17 protein-coding genes are annotated in these 24642 nt (G+C 62.8%); 3 read left to right on the forward strand and 14 right to left on the reverse strand.

What is annotated here, in order from left to right; translation table 11 throughout:
• Positions 1-11 precede the first annotated feature (11 nt).
• The 5 genes from FJ958_RS17555 to tagH all read right to left on the reverse strand — a co-directional run bounded on the left by FJ958_RS17555 (position 12) and on the right by tagH (position 9997).
• Positions 12-2657, reverse strand: coding sequence for a protein kinase (locus tag FJ958_RS17555; RefSeq protein ID WP_140744453.1), 2646 nt, complete (start codon positions 2655-2657; stop codon positions 12-14).
• Positions 2654-3433: a protein phosphatase 2C domain-containing protein gene (locus tag FJ958_RS17560; protein WP_140744454.1), complete on the reverse strand. Its 780-nt coding sequence runs from the start codon at positions 3431-3433 to the stop codon at positions 2654-2656. Before FJ958_RS17560 ends, FJ958_RS17555 begins: the two co-directional genes overlap by 4 nt.
• Positions 3434-3568: 135 nt before the next feature.
• Positions 3569-7072: a type VI secretion system membrane subunit TssM gene (gene tssM, locus FJ958_RS17565; RefSeq protein ID WP_246679625.1), complete on the reverse strand. Its 3504-nt coding sequence runs from the start codon at positions 7070-7072 to the stop codon at positions 3569-3571.
• A 50-nt stretch (positions 7073-7122) separates the two neighbouring features.
• Positions 7123-8625 (reverse strand): type VI secretion system protein TssL, long form, encoded by a 1503-nt coding sequence (tssL, locus tag FJ958_RS17570; protein ID WP_140744520.1) that lies wholly within the window; start codon positions 8623-8625, stop codon positions 7123-7125.
• Between the two features lie 292 nt (positions 8626-8917).
• The gene (gene tagH / locus FJ958_RS17575; protein ID WP_140744455.1) at positions 8918-9997 is read right to left on the reverse strand and encodes a type VI secretion system-associated FHA domain protein TagH; all 1080 of its coding nucleotides are present in this window, start codon (positions 9995-9997) and stop codon (positions 8918-8920) included.
• Between the two features lie 231 nt (positions 9998-10228).
• Here tagH and tssI point away from each other — a divergent pair, with 231 nt between their 5' ends.
• The 3 genes from tssI to FJ958_RS17590 are packed head-to-tail and all read left to right on the forward strand — an operon-like array spanning position 10229 to position 13347.
• Entirely contained in the window at positions 10229-12556 is a 2328-nt protein-coding gene (gene tssI / locus FJ958_RS17580) for a type VI secretion system tip protein TssI/VgrG (RefSeq protein ID WP_140744456.1), read from the forward strand.
• A 12-nt stretch (positions 12557-12568) separates the two neighbouring features.
• Entirely contained in the window at positions 12569-13012 is a 444-nt protein-coding gene (locus FJ958_RS17585; RefSeq protein WP_140744457.1) for a DUF6484 domain-containing protein, read from the forward strand.
• On the forward strand, positions 13012-13347 hold the full coding sequence (locus tag FJ958_RS17590; RefSeq protein ID WP_140744458.1) for a hypothetical protein: 336 nt from the start codon (positions 13012-13014) through the stop codon (positions 13345-13347). Before FJ958_RS17585 ends, FJ958_RS17590 begins: the two co-directional genes overlap by 1 nt.
• Positions 13348-13390: 43 nt before the next feature.
• Here the strand turns inward: FJ958_RS17590 and FJ958_RS17595 are convergent, their stop codons facing one another.
• Genes FJ958_RS17595 through tssJ form a run of 9 tightly spaced genes read right to left on the reverse strand, consistent with a single transcriptional unit; the run spans position 13391 to position 24639 of the window.
• Positions 13391-14320, reverse strand: coding sequence for a hypothetical protein (locus FJ958_RS17595; RefSeq protein WP_140744459.1), 930 nt, complete (start codon positions 14318-14320; stop codon positions 13391-13393).
• Positions 14321-14333: 13 nt separating this feature from the next.
• On the reverse strand, positions 14334-15293 hold the full coding sequence (locus tag FJ958_RS17600) for a DUF4150 domain-containing protein (RefSeq protein ID WP_140744460.1): 960 nt from the start codon (positions 15291-15293) through the stop codon (positions 14334-14336).
• Positions 15293-16318 (reverse strand): 3-oxoacyl-ACP synthase, encoded by a 1026-nt coding sequence (locus FJ958_RS17605; RefSeq protein ID WP_140744461.1) that lies wholly within the window; start codon positions 16316-16318, stop codon positions 15293-15295. Before FJ958_RS17605 ends, FJ958_RS17600 begins: the two co-directional genes overlap by 1 nt.
• The gene (locus FJ958_RS17610; protein ID WP_140744462.1) at positions 16315-17412 is read right to left on the reverse strand and encodes a DUF2169 domain-containing protein; all 1098 of its coding nucleotides are present in this window, start codon (positions 17410-17412) and stop codon (positions 16315-16317) included. Before FJ958_RS17610 ends, FJ958_RS17605 begins: the two co-directional genes overlap by 4 nt.
• A complete protein-coding gene (gene tagF, locus FJ958_RS17615; RefSeq protein WP_246679617.1) occupies positions 17412-17936 on the reverse strand; it encodes a type VI secretion system-associated protein TagF in 525 nt (174 codons plus the stop codon). Before tagF ends, FJ958_RS17610 begins: the two co-directional genes overlap by 1 nt.
• A 2-nt stretch (positions 17937-17938) precedes the next feature.
• Positions 17939-21478, reverse strand: coding sequence for a type VI secretion system membrane subunit TssM (tssM, locus tag FJ958_RS17620; protein WP_140744464.1), 3540 nt, complete (start codon positions 21476-21478; stop codon positions 17939-17941).
• A gap of 1 nt (position 21479) precedes the next feature.
• On the reverse strand, positions 21480-22808 hold the full coding sequence (tssL, locus tag FJ958_RS17625) for a type VI secretion system protein TssL, long form (protein WP_140744465.1): 1329 nt from the start codon (positions 22806-22808) through the stop codon (positions 21480-21482).
• Positions 22809-22812: 4 nt separating this feature from the next.
• Positions 22813-24147 carry a type VI secretion system baseplate subunit TssK gene (tssK, locus tag FJ958_RS17630; RefSeq protein ID WP_140744466.1) on the reverse strand — a complete coding sequence of 445 codons (1335 nt, stop codon included), beginning with the start codon at positions 24145-24147 and terminating at the stop codon, positions 22813-22815.
• Between the two features lie 39 nt (positions 24148-24186).
• On the reverse strand, positions 24187-24639 hold the full coding sequence (gene tssJ, locus FJ958_RS17635; protein ID WP_140744467.1) for a type VI secretion system lipoprotein TssJ: 453 nt from the start codon (positions 24637-24639) through the stop codon (positions 24187-24189).
• Positions 24640-24642: the final 3 nt, after the last annotated feature.

The raw sequence follows: 24642 nt of genomic DNA on the forward strand, positions 1-24642 counted from the left end.
GCGTTTCATATCTATCCGCCGAGCCGGAAATACTTGGCGGTGGCGGAAAACTGCGAACCGTCGGCCTCGATCTCCTCGAGGATCCTTGGCAAAAGCTCGGAGGCCGGTGTCGGTCTTGAGAACATCGCGGCCTGAATGTCCCGCGGTCCGGTGATCACCAGCATGATCTGCGGCAGGGCCTTTCCGGCCGCCTTGTCGGCGGCGCCTAGGCCGATCGGGATGCTGAAGGTCGCCTTGTCGGTTTGCGCCACCATGCGGTCATCGAGGTTGAAGGCGATGCCCCTGTGATCGATCAGCATGACGTTGGAAACGAGCCCGCCATGCGTTACAAGCGCGCCGGTGATCGGCGCGCCATCCGCCACCGACGTCCGGTCGAGAACGAGCTGCGGCCTTTCCACCTGGTTCCGGTCGAGGAAGCGCAGAAAGTTGGTCACTTCACACTGGGGCTGCTCGATGAGACGGACGCTGATGTCCGGCTCGAGATGAAACTTCGTCTTAAAATCATTGAGCATCTGCTCGAAGGGCTGCACGGCCGTTGCAAAGCCTTCGATAGCGGCGGCGCTGTCTGTTGCCGATGTCAGCGACGCGTAGAAACAGTCGCCGCCGCTGAAATCGCGCACCCATGAAGCGCGTTGCGCCGTCCCGTCGGCCGCTTTCGCCGGCGGAAGCACCGGCTTGGGCATATTGATCGCGACTTCGGTATTTCCGGGCTGCGTGGTCACCGGCGGCCGCGGCTGCCGGGATGGCTGCACTGTCGCTGCCGGCTCTGGTGGCGCGGTTGGTGGCGTCGGCTGGCTGGCGGTCGGGGGCGGGGCCGCCGGTTTTGCCGGCGGGCTGGTCGGCTGCGCCGGTAACTGGCTCTCCAAAGTCGGCGGCGAGGAAGCCTTAGGCTTGGCCAATTTGGAAAGCATGTCGACGAGATCCGTTGCGCTGGGTTTTGTCGCCGGCGGTTTTGCACTTTCCCCGACCTTCGGCACCGACACGGGCGGCGTTTGGGCAGGCTTGATCTCGACCGGTGGTTTTTGCGCCTGATTGTTGTTGGCCGTGAATTCGGGCTGGGCCGCTGGCGCCGGCTTCCCTACGGGCGGCGCGACAGGCTCCTGCTTGTCGGTGGTCAGCGGCCGGGCCGCTGGCGCCTGCTCGGCGGGCTGCTGTGGTTCTGTTGCCGGCGACACCTCCGGCCCGGGGGTCGGTGCGGGGATTTCGGCGGGCTTGGCCGGCTCCGGTTTCTGCTCGCCCGCCGCGTCCGCCTGGTTCTCGGCCGGTATTGGGGACTTCACCTGTGCATCCGGCAAGGCAGGTGGCTTCATTGTCCCGACAGGGGCAGCGCTGTCAGGTTTTGACTGCTCTGGCCAAGGCTGCACCGGTGATTGCGGCTGAGGTCTCGATGTTTCCGGCTGCGGCGTCTGGGCCACCGGCTTGGGGGCTTCCACAGCGGGTTTAGGCACCGGCTTCGGCGTCAGCGGTTTGAGTCTCTCTTCGGCCGGCGGGGGCGCAAGGATCCCACTGAAGTAAAGGCCGCCCGCCAACAGGAGTGCCAGCGTCAGGATACCGCCAGCGATAGCCGGCATCCGCGACGACTTTCGCGGCGCAGCCGGCATGGGCGCGCTGGCCGGCGCGGGCGCTGGCGCGGGCCTTGGCTGCGACAGATGCGCGGGCCGCACATGTTCGACGAAGCGCTGTTCGCCCGGAGACGCCGAAGGCTGGAGCCTGGACTCGGACAGCGCCGTCCAGCCGGCGCGCGGCAAGCCCGAGCGTTCACGCGAACCATATGATGCCGGCGGCAATGTCACGTCGACATCCTCGCTGCGCGTTGCCCTGGCGATCTCGGCCATGCTGGCCGGCCGATCGCGCCGATCCGGCTGCAGCATCGCGCCGATGAGCTCGTGGAAATCGGGATCGATGTCGGACAGGTCCGGCACGGTCCGGCGTTTCTCGATGACCTCGTACTGCGTGCCGCTCATATCGAGCGGCTTTCCGCGCAACGCGGCGGCGAGCACCAGTCCGAGGCTATAGATATCGGACTGCTCGCTAACCTCACCGCCATAGAGGCCGAGCTGTTCCGGCGAGACGTAATTGTATTTGCCAGCGAACTTCCCGCCGATCAGCGTTTCACCGCCTGCGGCCGCCGACCGAGCGATGCCGAAATCGATGATCTTGGCACGTTCCACCCGCCCGCCAGGCAGGATGATGTTGTCCGGCGAGAGATCGCGGTGAACCGCGCCCGCTTGGTGCACCGCGGCGAGCCCCGACGTCAGGCGATGGCAAAGCCGCCGCACTTCTTCCCCCGGCATCGGTCCGCGACGCATCACGTCGAATAGTGATTGGCCGTCCACGAACTCCATCGCGAGATAGGGCCGGCCGATCCTCGGATCGATGGTGAAGACGTGATAGCGCACCACCGCGTCGTGCGACAGATGGTTGAGGATCGAGGCTTCCTTGCGGAACAGCGACAGGATCGTCTGGTCGCGAGCGAATTCGGGCAATACGATCTTGATCGCCACATGGTCGCCGGTTTGGATGTTGTGGCCGCGGTAGACTTCTCCCATGCCGCCGGATGCGATCCTCTCGTCGAGTTCGTAAATGCCGCTGAGCTGCGTGCCGACGCCAGCATAGGTGACGTCTGTCGATATCCGGGTCTTGTCGTCGTCGCTCATCTCGCCAGGCTCTCCGCTCCGGACCGATCCGAATGGGGCGCATCGCTGCGCCCGCCGCCGATCTTCACGAGTACGATGGTCACATTGTCGGTTCCGCCGCGTGCCAGCACAGTCTCCAACAGGTGCCGGCACGCCGCCTGCGGTGTTGCGGATCTCACCGCGGCTTCGATCTCGGCGTCGCTGACATGCGCCGTCAGTCCGTCGGTGCTCAGAACGAAAACATCCCCCGACATCAACTCGCCCTGCTGGAAATCGATCTCGAGCTCATCGCTGACGCCGACGGCATGGGTGATGACATGGCGGCGCGGCCAGGTAAGTGCTTCCTCAGCGCTGATCATGCCGCGGTCCAGAAGTTCCTGGACCTCGGTGTGATCCTTCGAGACCTGAAGGATCACGCCGTTGCGGACCAGATAGATGCGGCTGTCGCCGGCCCACAGGCCGGCGAACCGTCCGTCCATGGCAAGCAAGGCCGCGAAGGTGGAGCCGATGGTGATGCCGCGTGAGCGAGAGATGTTGCGGATCTCGGAATTGGCGCGGCTCAGCCGGTCTTCGAAGCGCGCGCGAAGGTCCGGTGCCGAGCTCGCGATGCCGATCGTCGCCAGATGATCGACGATGCTGGCCGACGCGACCTCGCCGGCCTCATGCCCGCCCATGCCATCGGCCACCACCCAGAGGCCGGTCTGCGGCTCTATCAGGTAGTTGTCCTCGTTGTGGTCGCGCACGCAGCCCTTATGGCTCACGCCGAAGCTTTCGATGGGAAGGACGGCAGTGCTCAATTTGCCACCAAGCGCTTCGCGAGCGTCCTCTGCGACCAAGCATGGGCAGCGCGCCCAGGCTACTTTGCCACAAGCGCATAGATTAGAGTACCGAAATGAAGGCTGAAGCCGGCGGTGCGCTGGAACACAGGCATGTCAGAACGCCTTCGGACAGCTGAAGCTGGACAGGGCTGGCAGCAGGAAGGGATTGGTCCCCGGTCCGGCCTGGATCGTGTAAGCGACATCTCGTCCGCCGATCACGAAGCGGGCTTCGGTGTTGGCGCCATTGGCGGTGATGGTCGCCTTGTCCAGCAGACGCTTCAAGGCCCACGGTCCCTCGAATTTAAGAGCGGAGTCGCGGCCTGGCATTTCCGGCAGCAGAGTGAGACTGGCGGAAGCCGAGGCCGTGCTGTTCGGCCACGTCACCGTTCTTGGCGCGTTCCCCGTCTGGCTGCTCTGGACGGTCTGGCCGTCAATATCGAGAACCGCGTTGTCTGCGTCGCCATTCAGCGAAAAAGGCGTGATGGTGATCGAAACCGACGGCACCGAGCCGCCGGAAGGGAAGAAGGCGCTGCGGATTTCGGCGGCCGACTCAAATGATTTCAAGGTCGACTTCGCCAGGTCGCGGCTGGCGCGGGCATCCTGTCTCCAGGTCCATTCCTGGCCGGTCATATCGATCAGCGGCGCAAGGTTCTGCGCGAAGAAGCGGTCCATCAGCCCGCCCGGCGCGAAAAGCTTGGCGAAATCCGCTATCGATATCTCTTCCGTGCCGTCGCTGGCGAAGGGATAGCGACCGTTGACCACCTGCTCGCAGGCTTGCGTGACCGTCTGGTCGAGGGTCTTGTTGAGGTTGGCCACCGAGGCTTCGGCGACATTGCCCTCAAACTCGTCCGCTGCCGCGTTGATCATGTGCGCAAGCGGCTTCGGAAGGCGCGAGACATTGGCGCGCAGCGTGGAGATCTGCAGCTGCAGGTTGGCGTTGAAGCGTTCGGTCTGTGAAGGGACATCGGCCGAAAGCTTCACACTTTGAAAGATGTCGCGGAAATTCCGCGTCAACGCATCGAGCGGCCGCCGTCCGCTGGCGCCGCTGACCAGGGACTGGAAGGATCGAAACTGTGCCTCGACGCTCGCGCCGGCATTCTGCGCAACAGCCGAGCCAGAGCCGGCACGGCTCTGTGACTTGCCGCCGGCGATCTGCAGGCCGATGCGTGCCAGACCCTTGGCCATGCTGGCGGGGTCCTCCCGCGCCGCGCTGCTCTCGCCTTCGGCCATGGTGCTGTCCTTCGTCAATGCGGTCTCATTGGCGACCGCCGTGAAGAGCTGATCGAGAGGCGAGTCCGGCGCGGCGAGGGCGGAAAGCGCCAGATATTGAGGCCTGTCCTTGAGCAACGCCTTGAACTTCAGCTGGTCGAGTACGCCGTTCCATGCGGAGGAGAATTCCTTGCCGTAGCGGTCGATCAGTTCGGGACCGAGCTTGGGCAGGTCCTGGTCGATGCCGCCCTGCTCGCCGCCGCCGCCTAGCACCCACTGGTCGTTGACGAGCATCTGCGCGATGCGCGAGAGCTGTGGCAGGAAGAAGCGGTTGAAGCCGGCGCGCGTGTAAAGCCCGGGAACGTTGAGTTCAGCGAGATCGCCGCCATCCATGCGTTCGAACAGGAGCCGAGCCTCAGGGCCGGCTTTCGCTTCGACGGAAAAGTTCTCCAGCCTTGCGGCGTAGACCGCCGACTTGATCAGCGCCGAAGCGCGGTCGGCAAGGCTCATGCGCCCAAGCGAGCGTTGCGCGGCTTCGATCAGCGGCTGGTTGAGTTCGAAGACGGGATCGTAGGCGTCGTCAAGCGCGAGCATTGCGCGCAGGTGCTTTTCAAGCTGTGCGCGGCCCTCGCGGTTGTTCTCGCCGGGATAGCGGTTCTCTTCCCAATCCTGCCTCATCCAGGAAACGATCAGCTCTTCATCGACCTTCGGAGCCTTGCCGCCCAGCATCAGGTAAATCTTCAGCGGCTCGTAGAGCGCGATTGGATCGGTCATCCTGGCTTGGATGGTCCGCTCGGCCTGCACCAGGAGGCGGGAGCGGAATGTCCGCTCGAGCGCTTGCCGATAGGCAGCCCTGGAAGCCGACAGCAGCCTCTCGCGCTGGCTAAGCCCGAACGTCTCCTCGATCGGCTTCCCCTGATCGCCATTCTCGTACCCGGCCGGCAGGTTGCGCAGCTGGTCGAGCGGGCCGATGACGTTTTCCAGGTCGACGTCAGTCACCGTCGTGCTCTTGAGCAGCGAATCCGCGCTGTCGCGATAGTGCGCCATGGCCTGCCTGGTGGAGGCGATCAGAGATTTGTTGGCAAAGAAGCTGAGGCCGAGCACGCCGAGCGCCGCCAGGGCCGCCAGCGCAATCGCGGCGAGGCCGCCAAATCTGGCAAGCCTGGCGCGCCGTTCGGCCGTCCGGTCGAAGGATACCCAGCCCGATTCCGCGAAGATCACATTGGTCAGGAGATCGTGCAGGAAGAAGCTCTTGCCGGTGCCGGAAAGATGCGCCTGCGCGGCGCTGCCAAAGCTGCGGCCGATTGTGCCCAGCACCTGGTCGAACGGTGTTCCTTCCTGAGTACCGGAGGAGAAATAGAAACCCCGCAAGCTGACATTCACCCGCAATCGAGAGGCATCGAACAAACTGCCGATGAAATGCGTTATCCGGTTCCTGAGTGCGCCAAACTGCGCCGGGAAGCCGAAGATGGCGATGCGCGCCACAGGGTCGGCCTCTTCCTGCAGGCGATCGACAACTTCTTCCGCCAAGCGCTTCGCCAGCCCGTCGAATTCGGCCGGTGCCTCGCCGGCCATGTTCCTTGTGCGATCGGCGGTCTGAAACGTCGCGCCCCACACCTTGCGCCTGCGCGCCTCGTCGAATTCACCGAAATAATCCATGAAGCCGGAGACGAGATCGGCCTTGGTGAAAAGCAGATAGACGGGAAACTGGATCTTCAGTATCTCGTGCAATTCGCGCAGGCGGTTTCTTATCTCGGCGACATGCGCCTCGATTTGCTGGTCGTCGAGGCCAATGAGATCAGCGAGGCTGATGGCGAGGATCACGCCGTTGATCGGTTGCCTGGCGCGGTTCTTCTTGAGCAATCCGAGGAAAGCAAGCCAGCTTGCCTTGTCTCGCTCGCGGTCCGATTCCTGCGTCGTGTAGCGGCCGGCGGTGTCGATCAGCACCGCCTCATCGGTAAACCACCAATCGCATGACCGTGTGCCGCCGACGCCAGCCACCGGCTGGGCGTTGCCGGAGCCCGCAAGCGGAAATTTCAGCCCGGAATTGACCAGGGCCGTCGTCTTGCCGGCGCCTGGCGGGCCGATGATGATGTACCAGGGAATATCATAGAGGAAGTTGCGCCTGCCGCTCGTCCGCTTCAGCGTCGCAATGGCTTCGCTCATGCGCGCTTCGAGCACCTGTGAATCGTCGTTCCGCTCGTCGCCGCGCACAATGGCCGTTTCGAGCGCCTTTTGCGCCTTGCGCCTTTGCCAGAAGCGAATGCCATAGAACAGCGCCAGCACCGCAATGGTCACGCCGATGATGACCGCCCTGAGCCACATGGGTCCAAGCGGGCGGGTATCGGCGAAGCGGATCAGCGGTCCGGCATACCAGACGGCGGCCGAGAAGCCGGCCAAGGCAAGCATGCTGAATATCCGCAGCGCCCAGCGGATCACCCGCTCCTCGCCGCGTCCGCTCACAACGTCTCGTCCTTTGGGATCATCACGTCGACGCGGCGGTTCCTGGCGCGGCCATCCGCCGTCGCATTGTCGGCAATGGGCTCGTCTTCGCCCCTGCCGTCGACGCTCAGACGCGATGGTTCCTTCAACTGCTTGGCCATCATGGCCTGCACCGCTTTCGCGCGCGCGACGGAGAGATCGAAATTCGATTTGAACGTGCTCGACTTCTTCGGCTTTACATTGTCGGTGTGGCCGACAATCCTGATCGGTCCGGGTTCGGCGTCGAGCGCCGTGGCGATATCCGCCGCGATGGGCTGGAACTGTGCCTTCAACTCAGCCTGGCCGGATGCGAACAAAAGCTGGTTGCTGATCTCGACAACGATAAAGTCGCCCTTCGTGCCGACGCTCAGTCCGCCAGCGGCGATCTCCTTGGCGAGTGTAGCGCGGATGCGGTCGATCTGCGTGGTGTTTGGAGGAACTGGTGACGGCGGGTTGGCTTGCACCGGTTCAGCGGGTGCCGCCACACTGGCGCGTTCAATGGTAACCGAGGTGGAAGGATTGAGCGCCAGCAACTCGCCGGCGGTTGCATCGCCTTCATCGGTGATCAATATCCGTAGCCCGAAAAAGGCCGCCGTCACCAGGGTGGCCGCGGCAGCAGCGATCGCCCAGAGCGGCAGCCGCCTTCCTGGCTTGGCCATCGCCGCCGCCATGCCTTGCCACCGCGGAGAAATGTCTTCGGCGGGGCGCGGCCTGAAATAGCGCAGCGTGTCGTAGACGTCGCGCCGGACGCGCTCGAGCATGTTCTGTCCGCCAGGCAATCCCCGATACTGGCCTTGGAACCCCAGCGACAGGCAGGCATGCATCAATTCGAGCAGGTCGTAATGCGCCTCAGGCTTGGCAAGGATATTGTTCAGCGCTTCGTAGAAGCCGGCTCCTGTCGGTTGCGTGTGGAAGAACTGCACCAGCAGACTGTGCTGGATCCAGGTTTCCTTGTTCGGCCAAGGGAGGTTGCCGACGAGATCGTCGGCGGTTTCGCAAAGCGCAAATTTCGCGATCCGCGCATCTTCTTCCTCGATGCCGGCTTTGGCCATGCTCCGGTCGAAGGTCTCGATGACGTCCGCGATATGCTCCGCCAAGGCTGCCGCTTGCCGTTCGACCGGGATCAGCCGCAACTGACCGAACAGCAGGAGCAAGGGGCCCGCAGCGGCAAGGAGAGGATTTGCGGCGGCATACTCCACGCCAGCAGTGGCGTCGAGCAAGGCGTCCTGCTGCACTGCCGGTGCTGCGGGCACCATTCCGTGCTTGGCCTCCTGGAGGACCACAGTTCGGGACGACCAGCCGGGCGGCACCTGCCGGCCGACGCCGGGGTCGAATACGGTCGATTCCCTGGCGGGCGGTGGAAGAGGTCGCACGCTTTGCGGACCGGAACCATCGGAAGACACCAGCGGCTTTTGCCTTGGCCGCGGCGCGCGGATGACGGTCTTGTCCGGCGGCTCGGAGGGGTCGTCCTTCGAGCTCATCGGCGCACCATCGTCGAGGTCCAACGAGCTTCTTTCAGGCCCGATGAAAGATGGGCACCGGGCTGAGTATCAACAACGAGCCGCACGGAAAGACTGATCTCGCCGAAACATGACATTCCTGCACACGCTCCAAGCCACGCCGCTTTGCCAGCCAGGCAAGCTCCCACGTGCTATCCTAGTCGCACGGCAAGCCGATTGAAATCGGAAAGCAGGATGACCAAAGAGGCGGATTTCCCACGAGGCCGGTCGCACAGCCTGTAAGAGCCGTGTTCGCGACGTTTGCCGAGCACGACTATTTCTGCTTGCCGGCCTTGGCATAGGCGTCGGCGAAATAGGCAAGGAAGACATCCAGCATGCCGTTTTCGTGCTTGTCCTCCATCGTCCGCCACGTTGCGACGAGCGCATCCCAGGCCTGGCTTTTCCTGGATGAAAAGGACGCCGGCGGGATTCTTTTGGCGGTCGCCTCCGGCGACAGGTCGTCGAGCAATCGCGAGAGCGCGGCCTGCATGGCGGCGTAGGTCGCGATTTCGTGGGTCTTGAGGTCGCGGAAAGCGTCCTCGATGCTATGCCTGGCATCGAGATAGCCGGCCCGGCGCTTGGCAAACATGATCTCCAGTATGTCGTCGGTGCCCGGCACGAATTTCAGCGGGTTGTTGTCCTCGGCGCCGATCATCGTGCGGTGCGCGCTTTTGGCGAGCACCTTGGCCGCCGCGCGCGCCTTGAGCAGCAAGGACAGTTGCTCGACTGTCGTTCTCAAGACCGCGCCGATTTCGGCGGCGACGTCATGCGGGTCGCGCGACTGCAACAACTCCGGCGATAAGCCGGCCGCCTTGGCGATATCGCGAAGTATCCCGTCCGCTGCCACTGGCTGCATGGCCGGGACAGCCGGGCTGGGCTGCAGTGCCGAAGACGTCGACAGCGGCGCTGCCTCGACGGGGCGCTGCCGCGCCGGATTGGGGAATTGCACACTGCCGGGTTCAAGCGGCCTTCCCGTCGACGGTGGCAACTCGTGTTGCGTCGAACCGATCCTGGCCTGCGGACGACCGGTGGTAACGCTCTCTTCGTCAATGGAAACGACGATGACATAACGGCCGATCAGCAGCCGGTCGCCTTGGGTTAGCCGGTGCGGCGCATTCATGCGCTGGCTGGAGCCGTTGACGAAAGTGCCGTTGCGCGAGACGTCAAAAAGCCAGAACGAGCCCGCCTGGTAGCGGACTTCGCAATGCCGGCCCGAGATGAACTTGTCGGGGTCGGACAGCGTCCAGTCGCAATTTTCGCGCCCGATTTCGAAGCCGCGGGCGCGGGCGCCGTAGCTCTTCGCGATGCCTGGCGGCAGCCTGTCAACATTGCTGATCTGGAGCGAAATGAACATTCGAAGCCACTGGCAATCCTGAATCCTGGACATTCTAGCAGCTTGCCAGCGCAGTGGGACAGGTGCGTTTCACATGAACGCAGGCCATGGTTTAGCCCTTGCTCTTATTTGGCGTTCATCAAACATATGCTACGCTTGCAGCGATCCGATGCGGTGAATTCGAAAACCTTCCGAACGTGAGGGCGGGGCTTCAATCCATCACACTGGCCGCGTCGAGGAGGGGCACGACCCATGCCGAACGAACGTGCCACGGTTGTACAGACGCCCGTCGGCGCCGATGTGCTGACCTTTACCCATCTCGTCGGTCGTGATGAGATCAGCCGATGTTTCGCCTATACCGTCGGGTTCGTCAGCAAGAGCCGTGACGTCGATCCGCTGAAGATGCTGGGCGGCGTCGTTTCCGTCGAAGGTGAATCCGATCCAAAGCGCTGGTTCAGCGGGCTGGTGTCGGATTTCAAGCTAACGCGCATAGAGGATCGGTTGGCCTATTACGAGGCCAGCGTCAGGCCATGGCTCTGGTTCCTCGGCAACACCACCGACTGCCGCATTTTCCAGAACATGACCGCTGTCGAGATCGTCGAAAAGATCTTTGCGAAATACGGCATCGCAAAGTTCGAGAAGCGACTGCAGGGTTCTTATCCGTCGCGCGAATACTGCGTCCAATATGACGAGAGCGACCTCGATTTCGTGCAGCGATTGTTCGAGCACGAAGGCATTTTCTATTTCTTCGAGCATGATGAGGGCAAGCACACGCTCGTGCTGTGCGATGCGATGAACAAGTTGAAGCCAGCGCCAGGCTACGAGAAGGTGCTTTATAATTTCGAGGGCCATGGCTCGCGACGCGATGTCGAATACATCACCGAATGGATTCCAGGCAGTGCGGTGCGTCCGGGTGCCTACGCTCATACGGATTATGACTTCGAGAAGCCTGGCGCCGACCTGATGGCGAAGTCCTCCCAACCCTTCAGCCACAAGGAGGCTTCGGGCGAGAACTATCGGCAGCCCGGAGCGCATCTGGATGTCGGGCGCGGCGACACGATCGCCGGCATCCGGCGTGAGGAACTGCAGGCCGTTCACCAGCACAACACAGCGGTTGGCACTGTGCGCGGCCTTTTTTCCGGCTGCAAATTCACGCTGGAAAGTTTTCCGCGCGACGACCAGAACCAGGAATATCTGGTGGTCAGCGCCGAATACCGGCTGTTCGATCCGGGTTACCGGACACAGAATGAGGTCCATAGCGAGAACTTCAAGGTGGTGCTCGGCGTTGCGCCGACCTCTCTGCCCTACCGGCCAGCGCGCATCACACCGCGACCGATCATGCGCGGCCCGCAGACGGCAACGGTGGTGGGCCCTTCAGGCGAGGAGATATTCACCGACAAATATGCGCGGGTGAAGGTACAATTCCATTGGGACCGCCTCGGCAAGAAGGACCAGAACTCGTCCTGCTTCGTGCGCGTGTCGCAGACCTGGGCCGGTAGCGGGTGGGGCTTCATCCAGATCCCGCGCATCGGCCAGGAGGTCATCGTCGATTTCATCGAGGGCGATCCGGACCTGCCGATCATCACCGGTCGTGTCTACAATGCTTCCGAGATGCCGCCTTACGCGCTGCCGGGCAACGCGACGCAATCTGGCTGGAAATCCAATTCCTCGAAAGGCGGCGGCGGCTACAACGAGCTGATGTTCGAGGACAAGGCTGGTTCCGAACTGGTCAATTTCCAGGCTCAGAAGGATCACCATCTGCTGATCAAGCACGACCGTAACAAGACGGTGCAGCACGACCAGTCCGATCGCATCGATCACGACGCCAAGCACTCTGTCGGCCACAACCTCGACGAGGACGTCGGCAACAACAAGACCGTCAAGGTCGGCGTCGACCAGACCACCCATATCGGCAGCAATGACACCGAGACGGTGGGCGCGAACCGCTCGCTGACCGTCGGCGCCAACGAGACGATCCATATCGGTGCGAACTCGACGGAAAACATTGATTCCAGTCATTCGCAGACGGTCGGACTGGTGCAGACAGTGACGGTGGGCGCGGCGCGCGTCGACACCGTCGGCGCCACCGAGACTCGTAGCGTCGGCATGGCGCAGACGAACACGATTGGGGCTTCGCGGAGCGTGACTGTAGGCTCGGCGCAAAGCCACGACATCGGCGCCGCAGACAGCTGGAACATCGGCGCAGCGCAAACGGTCAATGTTGGCGCCGATCAGAGTTTCACGGTTGCAGGCGAGCACACTTCCGAAATCGGCAAGGGCCGCACCACCAAGGTGGCTAATGATGATTCGACCGAGGTGGGCGGCGCGCGCGCGCTCAAGATTGCAAAGGGTAGCGCGGTCGAAATCGGCGAGGACGGCGCCATCAAGGTGGGCAAGGCCCTGCTGATCGAAGCGGGCGATTCCATAATGATCAAATGTGGTTCCGCTGGAATTGCTTTGAAGAAGGATGGAACGATCACGATCGAAGGAAAAGACATAACCATCGTAGGTTCGGGTGAGATTGGCGTCAAAGCCTCGAAAGACATCACCATGAAGGGCAGCAAGATCAATCAGAATTAGGGTTGGCTCGTTATGACGAAGGCCACTGGGAAGACCAGGATCATTGAAAAGATCGAAGGCGTGGTGATCGGCGTTTTCCTCGGCTTCGGTGAGGACGCGCCATTGGTGGTTTTTCCGGGCAATCCGAAGCAGGCCGCCGTTCCGGCTCGAAGTTTGACGGAGCTCAACTCATCGATGATCGGAGCCGACGTGGCGTTGTTGTTTCAGGAGGGCGATCCGGGACGGCCGCTTATCGTCGGCCGGATCGTCGAGCCGGCGCGTAAGGCGTCGTCGGCACAGGTTATCCGTGACGGCGAGAATATAAAAATTGTCGGCGGCGAGCGGATCGAACTGCGCTGCGGCAAGGCGACGATCATCATGGAGAAGGATGGCCATATCACGATACGTGGAACCTATCTAACCAGTCACGCCAGCGCGGCAAACCGTATCCGCGGCGGATCCGTGAATCTCAATTGATGCCAGTGCCTGTCCTTCCGGAAATCGTCCGTCAGCACGCCGAGATGGCGGCGTTTCTATGGACGGTGTACGACTATCACCTGCTTCATCCAGACGAGAACCCCGACATGGACGAGGTGCGTCTGGCGCGCCTCGTTGCAAGAATCGAGGCGCATTTGGACGGCTTGAGGGTAGCCGGGCCCGAGGGGCTGGCGATCGCCACAAAAGCATATGAGGCGTTTCCGGAAGCGGGCGAGCTCTTTGTCCTGCGCATGCTCTCTGTGCCCGATCCACCGCGCATTGCGGCGCTCGATCTTGAGAAAGTTCGAGACTATCTGGCCGCTGCAAAGCGGTGATTGCTGGCCTTTTGATGCGGCCTGGCGTTTCGCGCGCAGCATCTCACAAGAACCTGAGGGACATGTCGATTATGCTGGCATGCAGGCCCTTGTCATATCCGAACTCGAAGCCGGACCAGGTCGACCCGTCGAACAGGAAGATTTCTTTCCAGCCAACCACAACCAGGAATTCGCTCGATGCCTGCATCGCATACCCGTAGCCCAACGCTCGGAGCGGAGCGAGCCTCAGCCCCTTTTGTACATAGAGACCATACTCATCGTCGCCCCAATAGCGCTTGCCCTTGAACTCGCAAATCGAGAAGAAGTCCCGGTCAGGCGCTTCGATGGGCACCAGGTCGTCTTCGAAGTACTGGAAGCAATAGCCGTCCTCGCAACCTATGTTCACAACCCCGTCCTCGGCGACTTGAAGCGCGTTGATCGAACGGTTGAAATTCAGAGGAATTCTCTTCCAGCCGTTGCCAGCAAGGCGAAGCAGCGTGCCGTCGTCGCCCGCCACATGAACAGGCCCGTTAAGCGCACCATGCATGGCGCGTAGGAAAGATCTGGCGATCGGCTTGATTGTCCGCCATCCATGGTCTTCGGCGACGCAAACGGTTCCATGTTCGCCATACAAATAAACCGCGCCGCCCTCTTGATGGTAGAGCTTGTTGAAGAACTGGTCTGGAGTTCCGCTGGACGCACGCGCGGTGCCGTGAAGGAAATGGGTCGTGCCGCCGATTTCCAATACGACGTGGTCGATTGGAGTAGGGCTGACATGCGCGAGGATAAGATTTGGGATCTCGAGCAGTGTCTCGTAGCGAAGCGTTTTTCCGTCGAACAGGACCTTCAGCAGGTATGAGTGTCCGATTTCGTCATTTTCGTCACTTAGCTGAACCGAAACGCTGAAGTATCTCCCCTCCAGATGAAATCCGCTCATGACCTCTACATCGATCTGATCCGGCCTGAGATGGGCGAAGGGGTTTTTCGACGTCATCACAAAAACGCTCCTAGCGCATCGTGTACATGTTTCCGAGTTCTTCTTGTGTTTTTGCAGGAACGACAACACTCTGAATATAAGCCATGAAGATCATCTTCATGCATTTCTGAACATTTTCTCGCGTCTTTGGACTGGCGTTCTTAGTTTCCTTGTGACTGACTGTGACGGCTTCAACTGCCTTGTCGACGCCACCTCTCAATTTTGGTGGTTGCCCCTGATTGAGCCGCCTGGTGTTGTAATCGCTCATCATATTGGTTTTCAGATTATGCGGAGAGCCCTTCTTGCTCCCCTTTCCTGTTTGATACCCCCCACCCTTTTTATGCTTGTACGATCGAATACAGACGCAAGGCGCGGTATTTTGATCGTAATTCCTCCATTTTGGGTATGAAATATTCTTCTCGCGGTCGCTCTGAAAATATTCATTGCTGACAAAGTGCTCGGATTCATATCCGTCGGGACATTTCTTGTCTTCGTGGGCATGCAGTCTCATGTTGTGCTTTTGCAGAAGGGTTCCGCAAGTCACGTTTCCCATATTGACCGTCAGGATATGGGCCCAGGGGACGGCTGCGGTTGCGGCGGTCGAGGCGTGGTTGTTGGTCGACAGATCGGTGAACCGGATCACCGGCTCTCCGTCGAACTTCACGTCGTTGGACCAGGAATTGAAATATTCCTTGCCGGTGTTGGTCGAGGTGATGATGCCCTTCTTGGCTGCACATCCGGCCTCGTCGCCACTGGTCTTTGAAAGGTCGGACTTGTTCTTGATGTTGACGGTTTTGCCAGAGATTTTGACCGTTCCGGTACCTTGCTCGGTATCGCTGGACATTCCGAACAGGGGGTAGGGGATAGGTACGCCAGGGGGCGTTGCGGGATTTTCCGGCGGCGTGAAGCAAACGTCCGGGAACGCTGCGATTGTCTTGCCATCGCTTCCCTGGCCGGAGATTTCCAACCCGTTGGCGAAGACGTTTCCCATCAGACGGCCCGTCCGGTGAGGACGGCCGCCCCGCAGGCGCCCGTGTCGTTGGAAGCTTCAACGAGCACGGAATCGCCCATGGCATAGCCCTTGGCGGCAGCGGTGAATGCCCAGCCCAGCATGAGTGGGACCACGGCCGCCCCAACATTGCCCAGGGTCTCGCCGGGCGACCAGATATCCATGAACTCGCGGCGGCCACGGGTCAGACGCAGGGTGGCCAGGGCGCTCTGCCTGAACCAATATTTTTCGCCGATCAGGTCGGAGATGCGATAGCCGACACGATGCATGGCGATGCCAGTCTCCTCAAGCGCGGTCCGGTAGGCGGCTGTCATGCCGTCACCCCGCGATGCCAGATCGTCCGGATTGTAGATGAAGGCAGGCTCCCGGCTGAGCCCGAGGCCATGCAGGCGAAGACTGCCCGTCGTCGCGCGAGGGGAACAGAGGATCGCGGCGGCCGCCTCGCCGGGAATGAACCCGTCCGGATTGTCTGGGACCAGCAGTCGGTTTTCGGCAAAGTAGTGCGTGACCGTGCCCGCCGTCAGGTAGCTGTCGACGCCGATGATCATCACGAACGGGGCTTCGCCGGCCGAGAAGATTCTGCGGGCTTGTTCCAATGCGACCAACCCGGAGGGACGGCCATGCGCCACGATCCGTGCCTTGTTGGGACTGGTCAACTTGGTAATCGAGGCTATGCGAGCGAGCATACGCTGCGCATCCGGGGCCGGCCGGCCGGGGCGGTCGTCCTCGGCGAGGCATAGAATGAGGGCGGCGGAACCTCGCGCCTCCGGCGCACCGGCAAAAGCCTCGGTGATTGCCATCGCGGCGAGGTAGGCCATACGCTTCTCGCCGACCCAGTCACCGGGCAGGGGAACGGGCGCGCCGATGAGGCGCTCTCCGCCAGAGGCGAGAAAACCTGTCTCCTGAAATCCGTCTATTCCAGCTCGCATCGCCGCGCATGACGAGGGCGCGTCGAGACCAACGGCGGTAACCATGCCGATCGAAACGACATCGATCGCCGTGCTCATGCGGCTTCATCCCCGGGCGCGACCCCTGCGGCGCGAACATAGTCCCGGCCGGTTGCCCTCGCCCGCAGCATCGACTGGGTCGGCGCACCGATCCAGCATTCGGTGAAGTCGAGGATCGTGCGGTGAATGCGCTGAGATATGCGCCAAACCAGGGAGAAGCAGCGATTCTCGGGATCGAACAAAATGGTATCGGGAAGGATTTCGCCTTGAAATGAGAGTTCGCGCTCCCTGAACAGCGTCATCGGCAATGCGGTCTGTGGCAGGCGGAAGCTTACCCGGCCCTCGGGGGTCAAGTTGACCAGCTGCACTTCTTCGCCGCCTTTCGGCTGCTCGATCTGCTGGTCGGGCGGCGCCATTTGGAAATAGCGTTCATCGAAATCCGGAGGCAGGAAGGGGAAGATGTTGGCCACCCAGTTGTCGTCGTAGGTGCCGCCATATTCGATCCGGCCGGGCCAGCCACGTCCAATGGGGCCGAAACTCATTGGCCTGTAGTCGCCGAACGGGGAGCGGATGTCCTCGCCAATCGCCTGTGTGTTGGGCAGACGCAAACCCGGGATGAGGTGCTGGTTTCTTGCGCGCGCCCAGCCGGTTCCGACCGGGTTGTGCCTGTAGCTGGCCGCAAGCTTGTCCTCCGGATCCAGCCTGTCGACGCCGCCCCAGGCAACATCATAGGAAATCGGCAGTTTCAGGAAGGGTTGCGGCGCGGTCGCGGTGAACACCGGCCCTATGGCGCGCCACTCGCGATGCCCAACCACTTCGAACAGCTTCGACCAGTTGCCGACCTTAATGCCTACCGGGACGCGCTCGGCGGGTCTGCCGTTTGGCGAATAGGCGCAGCCATTGGCGATGACGTCGCAGTGTGGCTTGCGGAACGCGAAATCGGTCTCCCACAGCGTTGCCGAGAAGCCGGGCACCCCGGTCTGCGTGTCGGCCATGACCAGCGGTATCTGTCTCGCCGATTTTTGCGGAGGCCCGCCGGGCGTCGCGGGAAAGTCGAACGTGCCTTTGACCACCACGACAATCCACTCATGGGCGGCCTTGTCCGTGCCTACAGTGAACTGATGGGGATAGCCCATCTGGTTCCAGATCTGCATCAACTGGTCTCCCAGTTCGCGGCGAAGATCTGCTCTAGGGTCGGTTGAGGCGCTCGCGGATCGACATCGAAAATATCCGAACGCGCTGTCCAAACTACCAAGTCGTCAACGATATCGTCATCGGGTTCGACACCCGGCACCGGCAGGGCGGACAAGGCGGCATCCAGTTCGTCCAGCGTCAGTTCGCCCCGTTGGGCGGCGAAGGCGACGGTTTCGACGCGATCGAACCAGGCGTCGGCATATGCAAGCTTGAGCGGTGGTGCCTCTGATAGCCGCGCGACAACGCTCAGCGGAAACTGCCTGCCGACCCTGTCGGCGCTCCGCAGCACGATGCCGGCCGAGGCGCCGAAGGTGGTGGGGCCAGCCAGAAAGCGCAGCGCCATGCCCTGGGGCCAGGCTTTGAGCTCGAACAGCGGCACGATGTGCTGGGCCAGCCAGCGGTCCCATGTGCGCACGAAGTCTCCAGGCAGCCGCCGGGTCACGAAATCGCCGGTGGCGGGCATCTTGCCGTAGAAGCCGGGCACGATCAGATCTGCGGCGGACATGTGAACTTCTTGAACATTTCGAGCGTGTATGGATTCTCGACGCTGGCGGCTTTGAGTTCGAAATCGGCCCACATTCCCTTCGTGCCGAGCCGCAGGCTGTAGACGTCGGTGAGCTTGGTCGCGGCGAAGCGGCCGCCGCGTAGCATTCTGAGCCACGCCCAGCTGCCGGTCTCGTTGAGCATCACTTCGGGCGAACCGTCGATCGGTTGGAAGGCGAGCGAGATCACCCCAGTGCCATCCTTGCCGGGCCACGTCATCGGCTGCGGCCTTGTCGCATTGTTGTAGTAGACGAGGTTCTGGCCATCGAGGTTGAGCGTGACCCGCGCAACGTTGGGTGAGAGGTCCTTGGGCTCAAGCGTAAAGTTCATCACCGGGCCGGTGCCGCCGGGAAACAGGTCGTCGCGAATATGCCTCGCCTGCTCGAACGCGGCGAGCGCCGCGGGATCGAGGCCGAAATCGGCCCGCCATTTCCACGGCTCGCTGGCGGTGTCGACATAGTTGATCAGATGGTCGTTGGTGAAGGCATCGATCATGCCGGTCGGTCCGAACAGACGTTGAAAGTCGCGCACATTGACGTCGACGGCACTGTCCGGGCTGAATGGATAACGGTTGTTGAGCGCCGCCTGGCAGAAGGGGAGTATGTCGGCCCGCCAGATGGCGTTGAGCTCGTTGGTCACGGCCTTCTGCGAGAGGCCGCTGGTGTCGCCGGCAATGCCGCCCAGCCAGTCATTGATCGGCGAAGGCAGGATCTGCGCCTGCCTGGCGACCGCGCCGGTCAGTTCGGCAAGGCCGCCCTGTTTCTTGATCGCATCCTGCGGGTTGGGATTGGCGGTCACCGTCTGCAGCACATTCGACAGCGCCGTCAGCGCCACAATGGCGGCGTCCAGCGCTGGGGGCTGGCCGTCGACCTGGGCGATGGTGCCCTTGAGCGGCTTGAAATGCTCGGCAACGAGGCTGCCGGTCATGTCCACCTGGCTGGCGGAGCCGGCGCGCGGCAGGAGCTTCGCGCCCGTGGTCACCACCTTGCCCAGCTTGCCGAGTTTGCTGAGCAGCTTCGAGCCGGTCGTGACGGCAGCGCCATTTTTGTCAGCCGACGTGTCGTCGGAGCGGGTGAGGTCGGTCTCCTGCACCACTGCCGTCAACAATCGCTTCAGCGCGGAATCGGCGCTTGAAAGATCCTTGAGGTTCTCACTGGCGATGTTGAGATCGGTAAGCGGCGCAAGCCGCATATCGCGCAGGAAAGAGTCCCATTGGGCGATATAGTCGTCATAGTAGAGCTTCAATATGTCCTCGGAGAGCGCCGAAACCGAGGTCTCCGAATTCTCCGAGCAGCCGCCGGCAAACACCGCGCGATCGAGGGCCGCCTGTCCCGCTACATCCTCGACCCGGTCGAGGATCGCGTCGTGGAAGCCCGCATAGGTATAAGGGCCAGGAACACCGACGCGCAACGTCTTGTCGGAGCGGCGCGCGAACACCTTGGCGCCGTTTGGCCCAGCGAAATTGGCCGGCACCCATTCCTTGAGGGCTGCCACTTCCGGGTCCGCCAGCAGCTGCTTGTAGGCGCGCTCCGGCAGCGAGATCGTGCATACAGTCTTCAGTGCCTCCGCGACCAGTTGCTTGTCCGGGGCGATGTAGCTGTCGTCGACGGCCATGCGGCGGATAGCGGCGAGCTGATGCTCTTCGGCGTCGGCAGTGGGGAAGGGCGGAGCCGCCGCGAATTGCGGCAGGCTGTTCACCCACCAGTTCTGGGCGAAATCGGCGTCCATCTGCGAAAGGCCGGTCATCATCCGGTAGGTCTTCAGCGCGCCGAGCATGAAATCCGGATCGCGGATTTGCCGCCACATCGTGGCCTCGAGCAGGGCGACCATATGCGGCTCGAGCACATTGCGCAGCGCATGGTCGTAAGTATCGGTCTGTGCGCGCACCAGCTCCGCCGAAGCGGTCGGGCCGAGCAGGTTATGGACGGCGTCCGGTGGCTGCGTTCGAGCCGTCGTCACTGCGTCCATCGCCGCGAGCGCGCCATCCATGGTCGGCTGCTCGACCGCGGCCGGCATGGCGGCGACGTCGGTGAGCGGCCCCTGCAGGGCTTCGAACTGGCCGGCCTGTTCGGTGATCGCACTGCGGTTGTCGAGGTAAGACCAGGTGAACAGTCCGCCGGCCAGCAGAGCCGCGAGCGCACAGGCGGCGGCAGCGCCACGCCAGATCCAGGCGCGGCGACGCTGCGCCAGCGGATCGAATGTACCAAGGCCAGCCTCCTTGAAGATCACTTCGATGAGAAGGTTCCTGAGGAAGAAGCTGCGTTTCTCGACGCGTGCCGTCGGCATGGCGCGGCGCGGCGGCAGTCCGAAGGAGGACGACAACGCCGCGGTCAGGCGGTCGATGGGCGCGCCTTCCTGTGTCGCCGATGTCAGATAAAGGCCACGCAGCCAGGCGGCTTCCTCGTAGCGGCTTTCGCCGAACATCGCCTCGATCAGCACCTGGATCGGCTGGCAAAGGCTCGCCAGCTGCGCCGGAAAGCGGAATATCTCGGCGCGGGAGCCGAGCTTGTCTTCGTCTTCCAGGCGCGGCACCAACCTCCGCTCCAGCTCGGTGGCAAGCCTGGCTAGCTCCGCCTGGATGATGTCGGCGTTGACGCGGGCATCCAGCGGAAAAGTGGTTCCCCACACCTGCTCGCGCGCGCTTGTCGACAAGCCGCCGAAGAAGGCTTCGAACCCTTTGATCAGGTCGGCCTTCGTCAGCATCAGGTAGACAGGAAGACGGATTTCCAGCCGATCGTTCAGCTCCGCCAGCCGGCGGCGGATCTTGCGGCCGTGCGCCTTGATCGCCTCGTCGCCCTCCGAGAGCGCATCGATCGACAGCGCTACAATGACGCCGTTGAGCGCGCGGCGACCCCGGTGCTTCTTCAAAAGGTCCAAGAAGCCCAGCCATTCCGCGGCGTCGACGTCCGGCTGGCTCTCCTGTTGGACATAGCGGCCCGCGGTGTCGATCAGCACCGCCTTTTCGGAGAAGAACCAGTCGCAATTGCGTGTGCCGCCGACGCCTTGCAGATCATCGGTGAGATCGATTGGAAAATTGAGGCCCGATTGGCGCAATGCCGTGGTCTTGCCGGTGGCCGGAGGGCCGACGATCACATACCATGGCATTTCGCGCAGGAATTTCCGTCCGCCGAGCTTGCGCCGCTTGAGCTCGGCCATCACCTCGCCGAACTTGGCGCCGACGGCCGCGACACTCTCCTCGCCGGGGGTGAGCCGCTTTTCGGCCACGGGTGCCGCGATCTCGGCGACGAACATGCGGTTGGCGCGGATCGCGCGCCGTTGCGCGATGATCAGCCAGATCAGCCACAGGATGATCAGCCCCGCGATGATGGCGATGCGCACATTGTCGGATTCGAATGGCACGTAGCGGCCGACCTGCACGATGGGGCCGAACACCCAGATCAAAAGCGAAAGCAGCGCAATGCCAATCAGCGTCCAGAGAAACCGCGAGGTGATGACCGCCCAGAGGAAGCGCAGGATAAACATCTCAGAGCCTCTTCTCGACCAGGACTTCGACGCGCCGGTTGAGCGCGCGGCCCTCGCGCGTCGAGTTGTCGGCCACCGGATCAGAGTCGGCGCGGCCTTCGGAATGGATGCGCTCCTGAGGCACTCCCGCCTGCACCAGGATCTCCGCTATGGTTTGAGCACGTGCCTCCGAAAGCCGCTGGTTGCTCGCGAGCGGATTGGACCGTTGCAGGCGCACATTGTCGGTATGGCCGACGATTGTGATGTTTCCGATCAGTTCCTGATTGGCGAGGATTACCTTGGCGATCGACTCGATCAGCGGCTCATAACCTTGGGACAATGTCGGCCGCGAGGATTGGAAGAGCTCGGGGTTGGAGGACTGGATGATCAGCTTGGCCAGCGAGACGCTCTCGGTTCCGCTGAGCGCGCCCTTGAGGTTCGCCGGCGCTTCGGCCTTGAACTCGGGCAGCAGCGCGAAATCGACCGGCTGTGGCGGTTCAGGTTCGGGAGCATCCTGCTTCGGTGCGGCGCGGGTGACGTCGCCACGTGAGGCCGGCGGCAGCGTGCGCACGAGCGCGGAGAGTTCGACCGCCTGGCCGCTCAAGCCCATCGACAGACCGATATAAGCGGCGGCGGCGACGACAACCGCGGCAAGCGGCATCACCCAGATCGGAACGATGAAGCGCTGCGGCTCGTCTGAAGCGCTGACGCCTTTCCAGTTTGGCGACAGCGGCGCGTCCTCGGCGTCGGCATTGCGCAGGAAGCGCGCGGCTGCCACACGCACGGCATTAAGCGAGCGGTCACCGGCGCGGCCGGGCACCCGATACTTGCCGCGGAAGCCGAGCGCCAGACAGTAGTATTGAAGCTCCAGCATCTCGCGGTCACGGCCCGGATGGCGCTCCAGCTCGTCAAGGCGGGTGAAGAACTGGGTGCCGGCATCGACGTCGCCGCGCAGCATGACTACCAGCGGCTGGCGCGGCCATGCGCTGGCGCCGCCCCATGGCGTGTTGAGCGCGAGGTCGTCGAGCAACGCCGCCACGGCCCAGGCCGCCTGGTCCGCGCGCTCCAGAGAGGAGCCCGCTGCCATCGCGGCGTCGCGCGCCTGAACCAGCTCGTCGAGCAGGCGCGTCCGCATCACTTCCGGGTTCTCCGGCGCCAGCGCGCTTTCGAGCTCGGGCGCGAATTCGAGCAATGGCGCGAAGATGTTGATGAGCGTGTTGGGATGAGCGCGCGCCCTTTTGACCGGCGCGCCCGGTACCAGCGGCGCCATCGGCCGTGGCGCGGCGCCCGACAGCCTGATGCGGGTGCGCTCGCGATCCTCCGACAGTCCGAAAGGATCATCCCGGCTCATGGCCTCACCTGTTCACTGAATAGCAGTCGACCTGCGGCTCGCTCGGCAGGACACCGGAAACGCCAATGACGAAGCCGGGGGCGTCGAGCAACGAGGCCCAATGCTCGCTTTTCTGATCCAGTTCCAGGCACAGCCGGTCGCCATCATAGGGAATCTCGCGGGGCTGCGAATGAAGCGGCTTCAGCGGAATGCCCGGCAGGCGGGACTTCCAGAGCCCTTCGAACTGATCGGCGGCGCCGACTGTCGCCTGGTTGACGAAGATCTTGCGCAGCGCGTCTTCCGACAGTTCCGATCCGACGCGGATGACGATGCGGCTGGCGACCAAAAGCTTCGGGTTGTCGATGCGCACTTTCCAGACATTAGTCGCGTGCCGCATCACCGGCAGCGCGCGCGATTTCGGCTCGATGTAGCGCAGGCTGAGGATGAGCGAACGCAAGGCGTCCGCCAGCGCCATATAGGGGGGCCCGGGTGCCATGTGGTCGTATGCCGGCAGTTCGCCGAGCCGCCGCGAACTCGAGCCGTAGGTTGCCATCCCGCCGGCGAGTCCGGCAAGTTCGAGATAGAGTTCGGCCGGATGGAAGACGTCCTGGGCAAGCATATGGGCAAGCCTTGGGCGAGCGGCATTGGCGAGGTGCAGCATCAAAAGATCTTCGACGCTGCGGCCGGCGCCGCCCATCACCATCTTGCCATGCGCTTCGGCGATCTGGTCGAGGCCGGTGACGACCTCCTGCAGCAATTGCCGGTACCAGTGGACCGCGCCGGTGATCAGCGTCGGCGGCAGGAACGTCTCGTCGAGCGAGATGCCGCCATCGGCGCGCACGCCTTTTATGTCGGCGATCGGCAAGGCGGTATAACCGCCGACCGATTTGCCGGGCGCAATCAGGGTCGCTTGCGGCCGGGCGATCTCGATCTCTTCCGGATCGGCGCCGCTCTGGACGGCGTCGCGCACTGAAACGACCTTGCCGTGGTAACGCGCGCCCGTCGATGCCGCATGCGCCGGGTCGAATCCGACGCCACCGGGCGGCTCGAGCGGCAGTGCGATCAATACCGGACCGGCACCGGTGTCGGCCGTGACCGGCAACGGCTTCGGCGCATCCATCAGTTCGGGGATGGAGAAAGGCGTGCCGTCCGGGAAAATACCGCGGGCGGACACGATCGAGACCTGGCCGGCGTCGAGCAGCGATTGGTCGAGGGTCAGTTGCTGGAAGCCGAAAGTATGGAGCTGGCCGGCCTGCAATGCGCCGCGCACCATGCCCTCGAAGAACCGATCCTGCTGCTGGAAGTGCTGGGTCCTGAGAAACAGGCCCTCCGACCACAGCACCCTGTTTGCATCGCTCATGCCGCTACTCTCTGCACGCAACCATCTGCTGCTTTGCCGCTAGGCGGAAATGCCGCCCTTGCCGAGGCTGACGTTGATGGTGAATTTCGACCCAGGCGACACCGACTTGGTCGTGCGCCAGTTGCGTCCGCCGGGCTCTCGGATCAGCGCCACAAAACCAAGCGCCGTCGCGTTCGGCTCGACGGTGATGGTCTTGGCCGCGGTCTTGCCAGGCGCGACCGAGATCGCGTCGGAGCCGATGAGGTCGGCGCCGAGCGCCGAGCCCGCGTTGCCCTGCAGCGCGAAATAATCGGCCGAGTTGAACTTGCCGGTGCTGGCAAGCCGCATCACCAGAACCGTCACCGGCCGGTCGCCGCCGCCCGGTCCCGGATTCATGCCGGCGCCGCCGGTCACGTTGACCGAAATAACCGATGGTTTCGGCGGGCCGCTCTGGCAAGCCGCAAGAAGCCCCGTAGCGCCGAGGGCAACGACGAATTCACGCCTGTCGATCATGTC

The sequence above is a fragment of the Mesorhizobium sp. B2-3-5 genome (genome assembly GCF_006442395.1).
Taxonomy (GTDB): domain Bacteria; phylum Pseudomonadota; class Alphaproteobacteria; order Rhizobiales; family Rhizobiaceae; genus Mesorhizobium.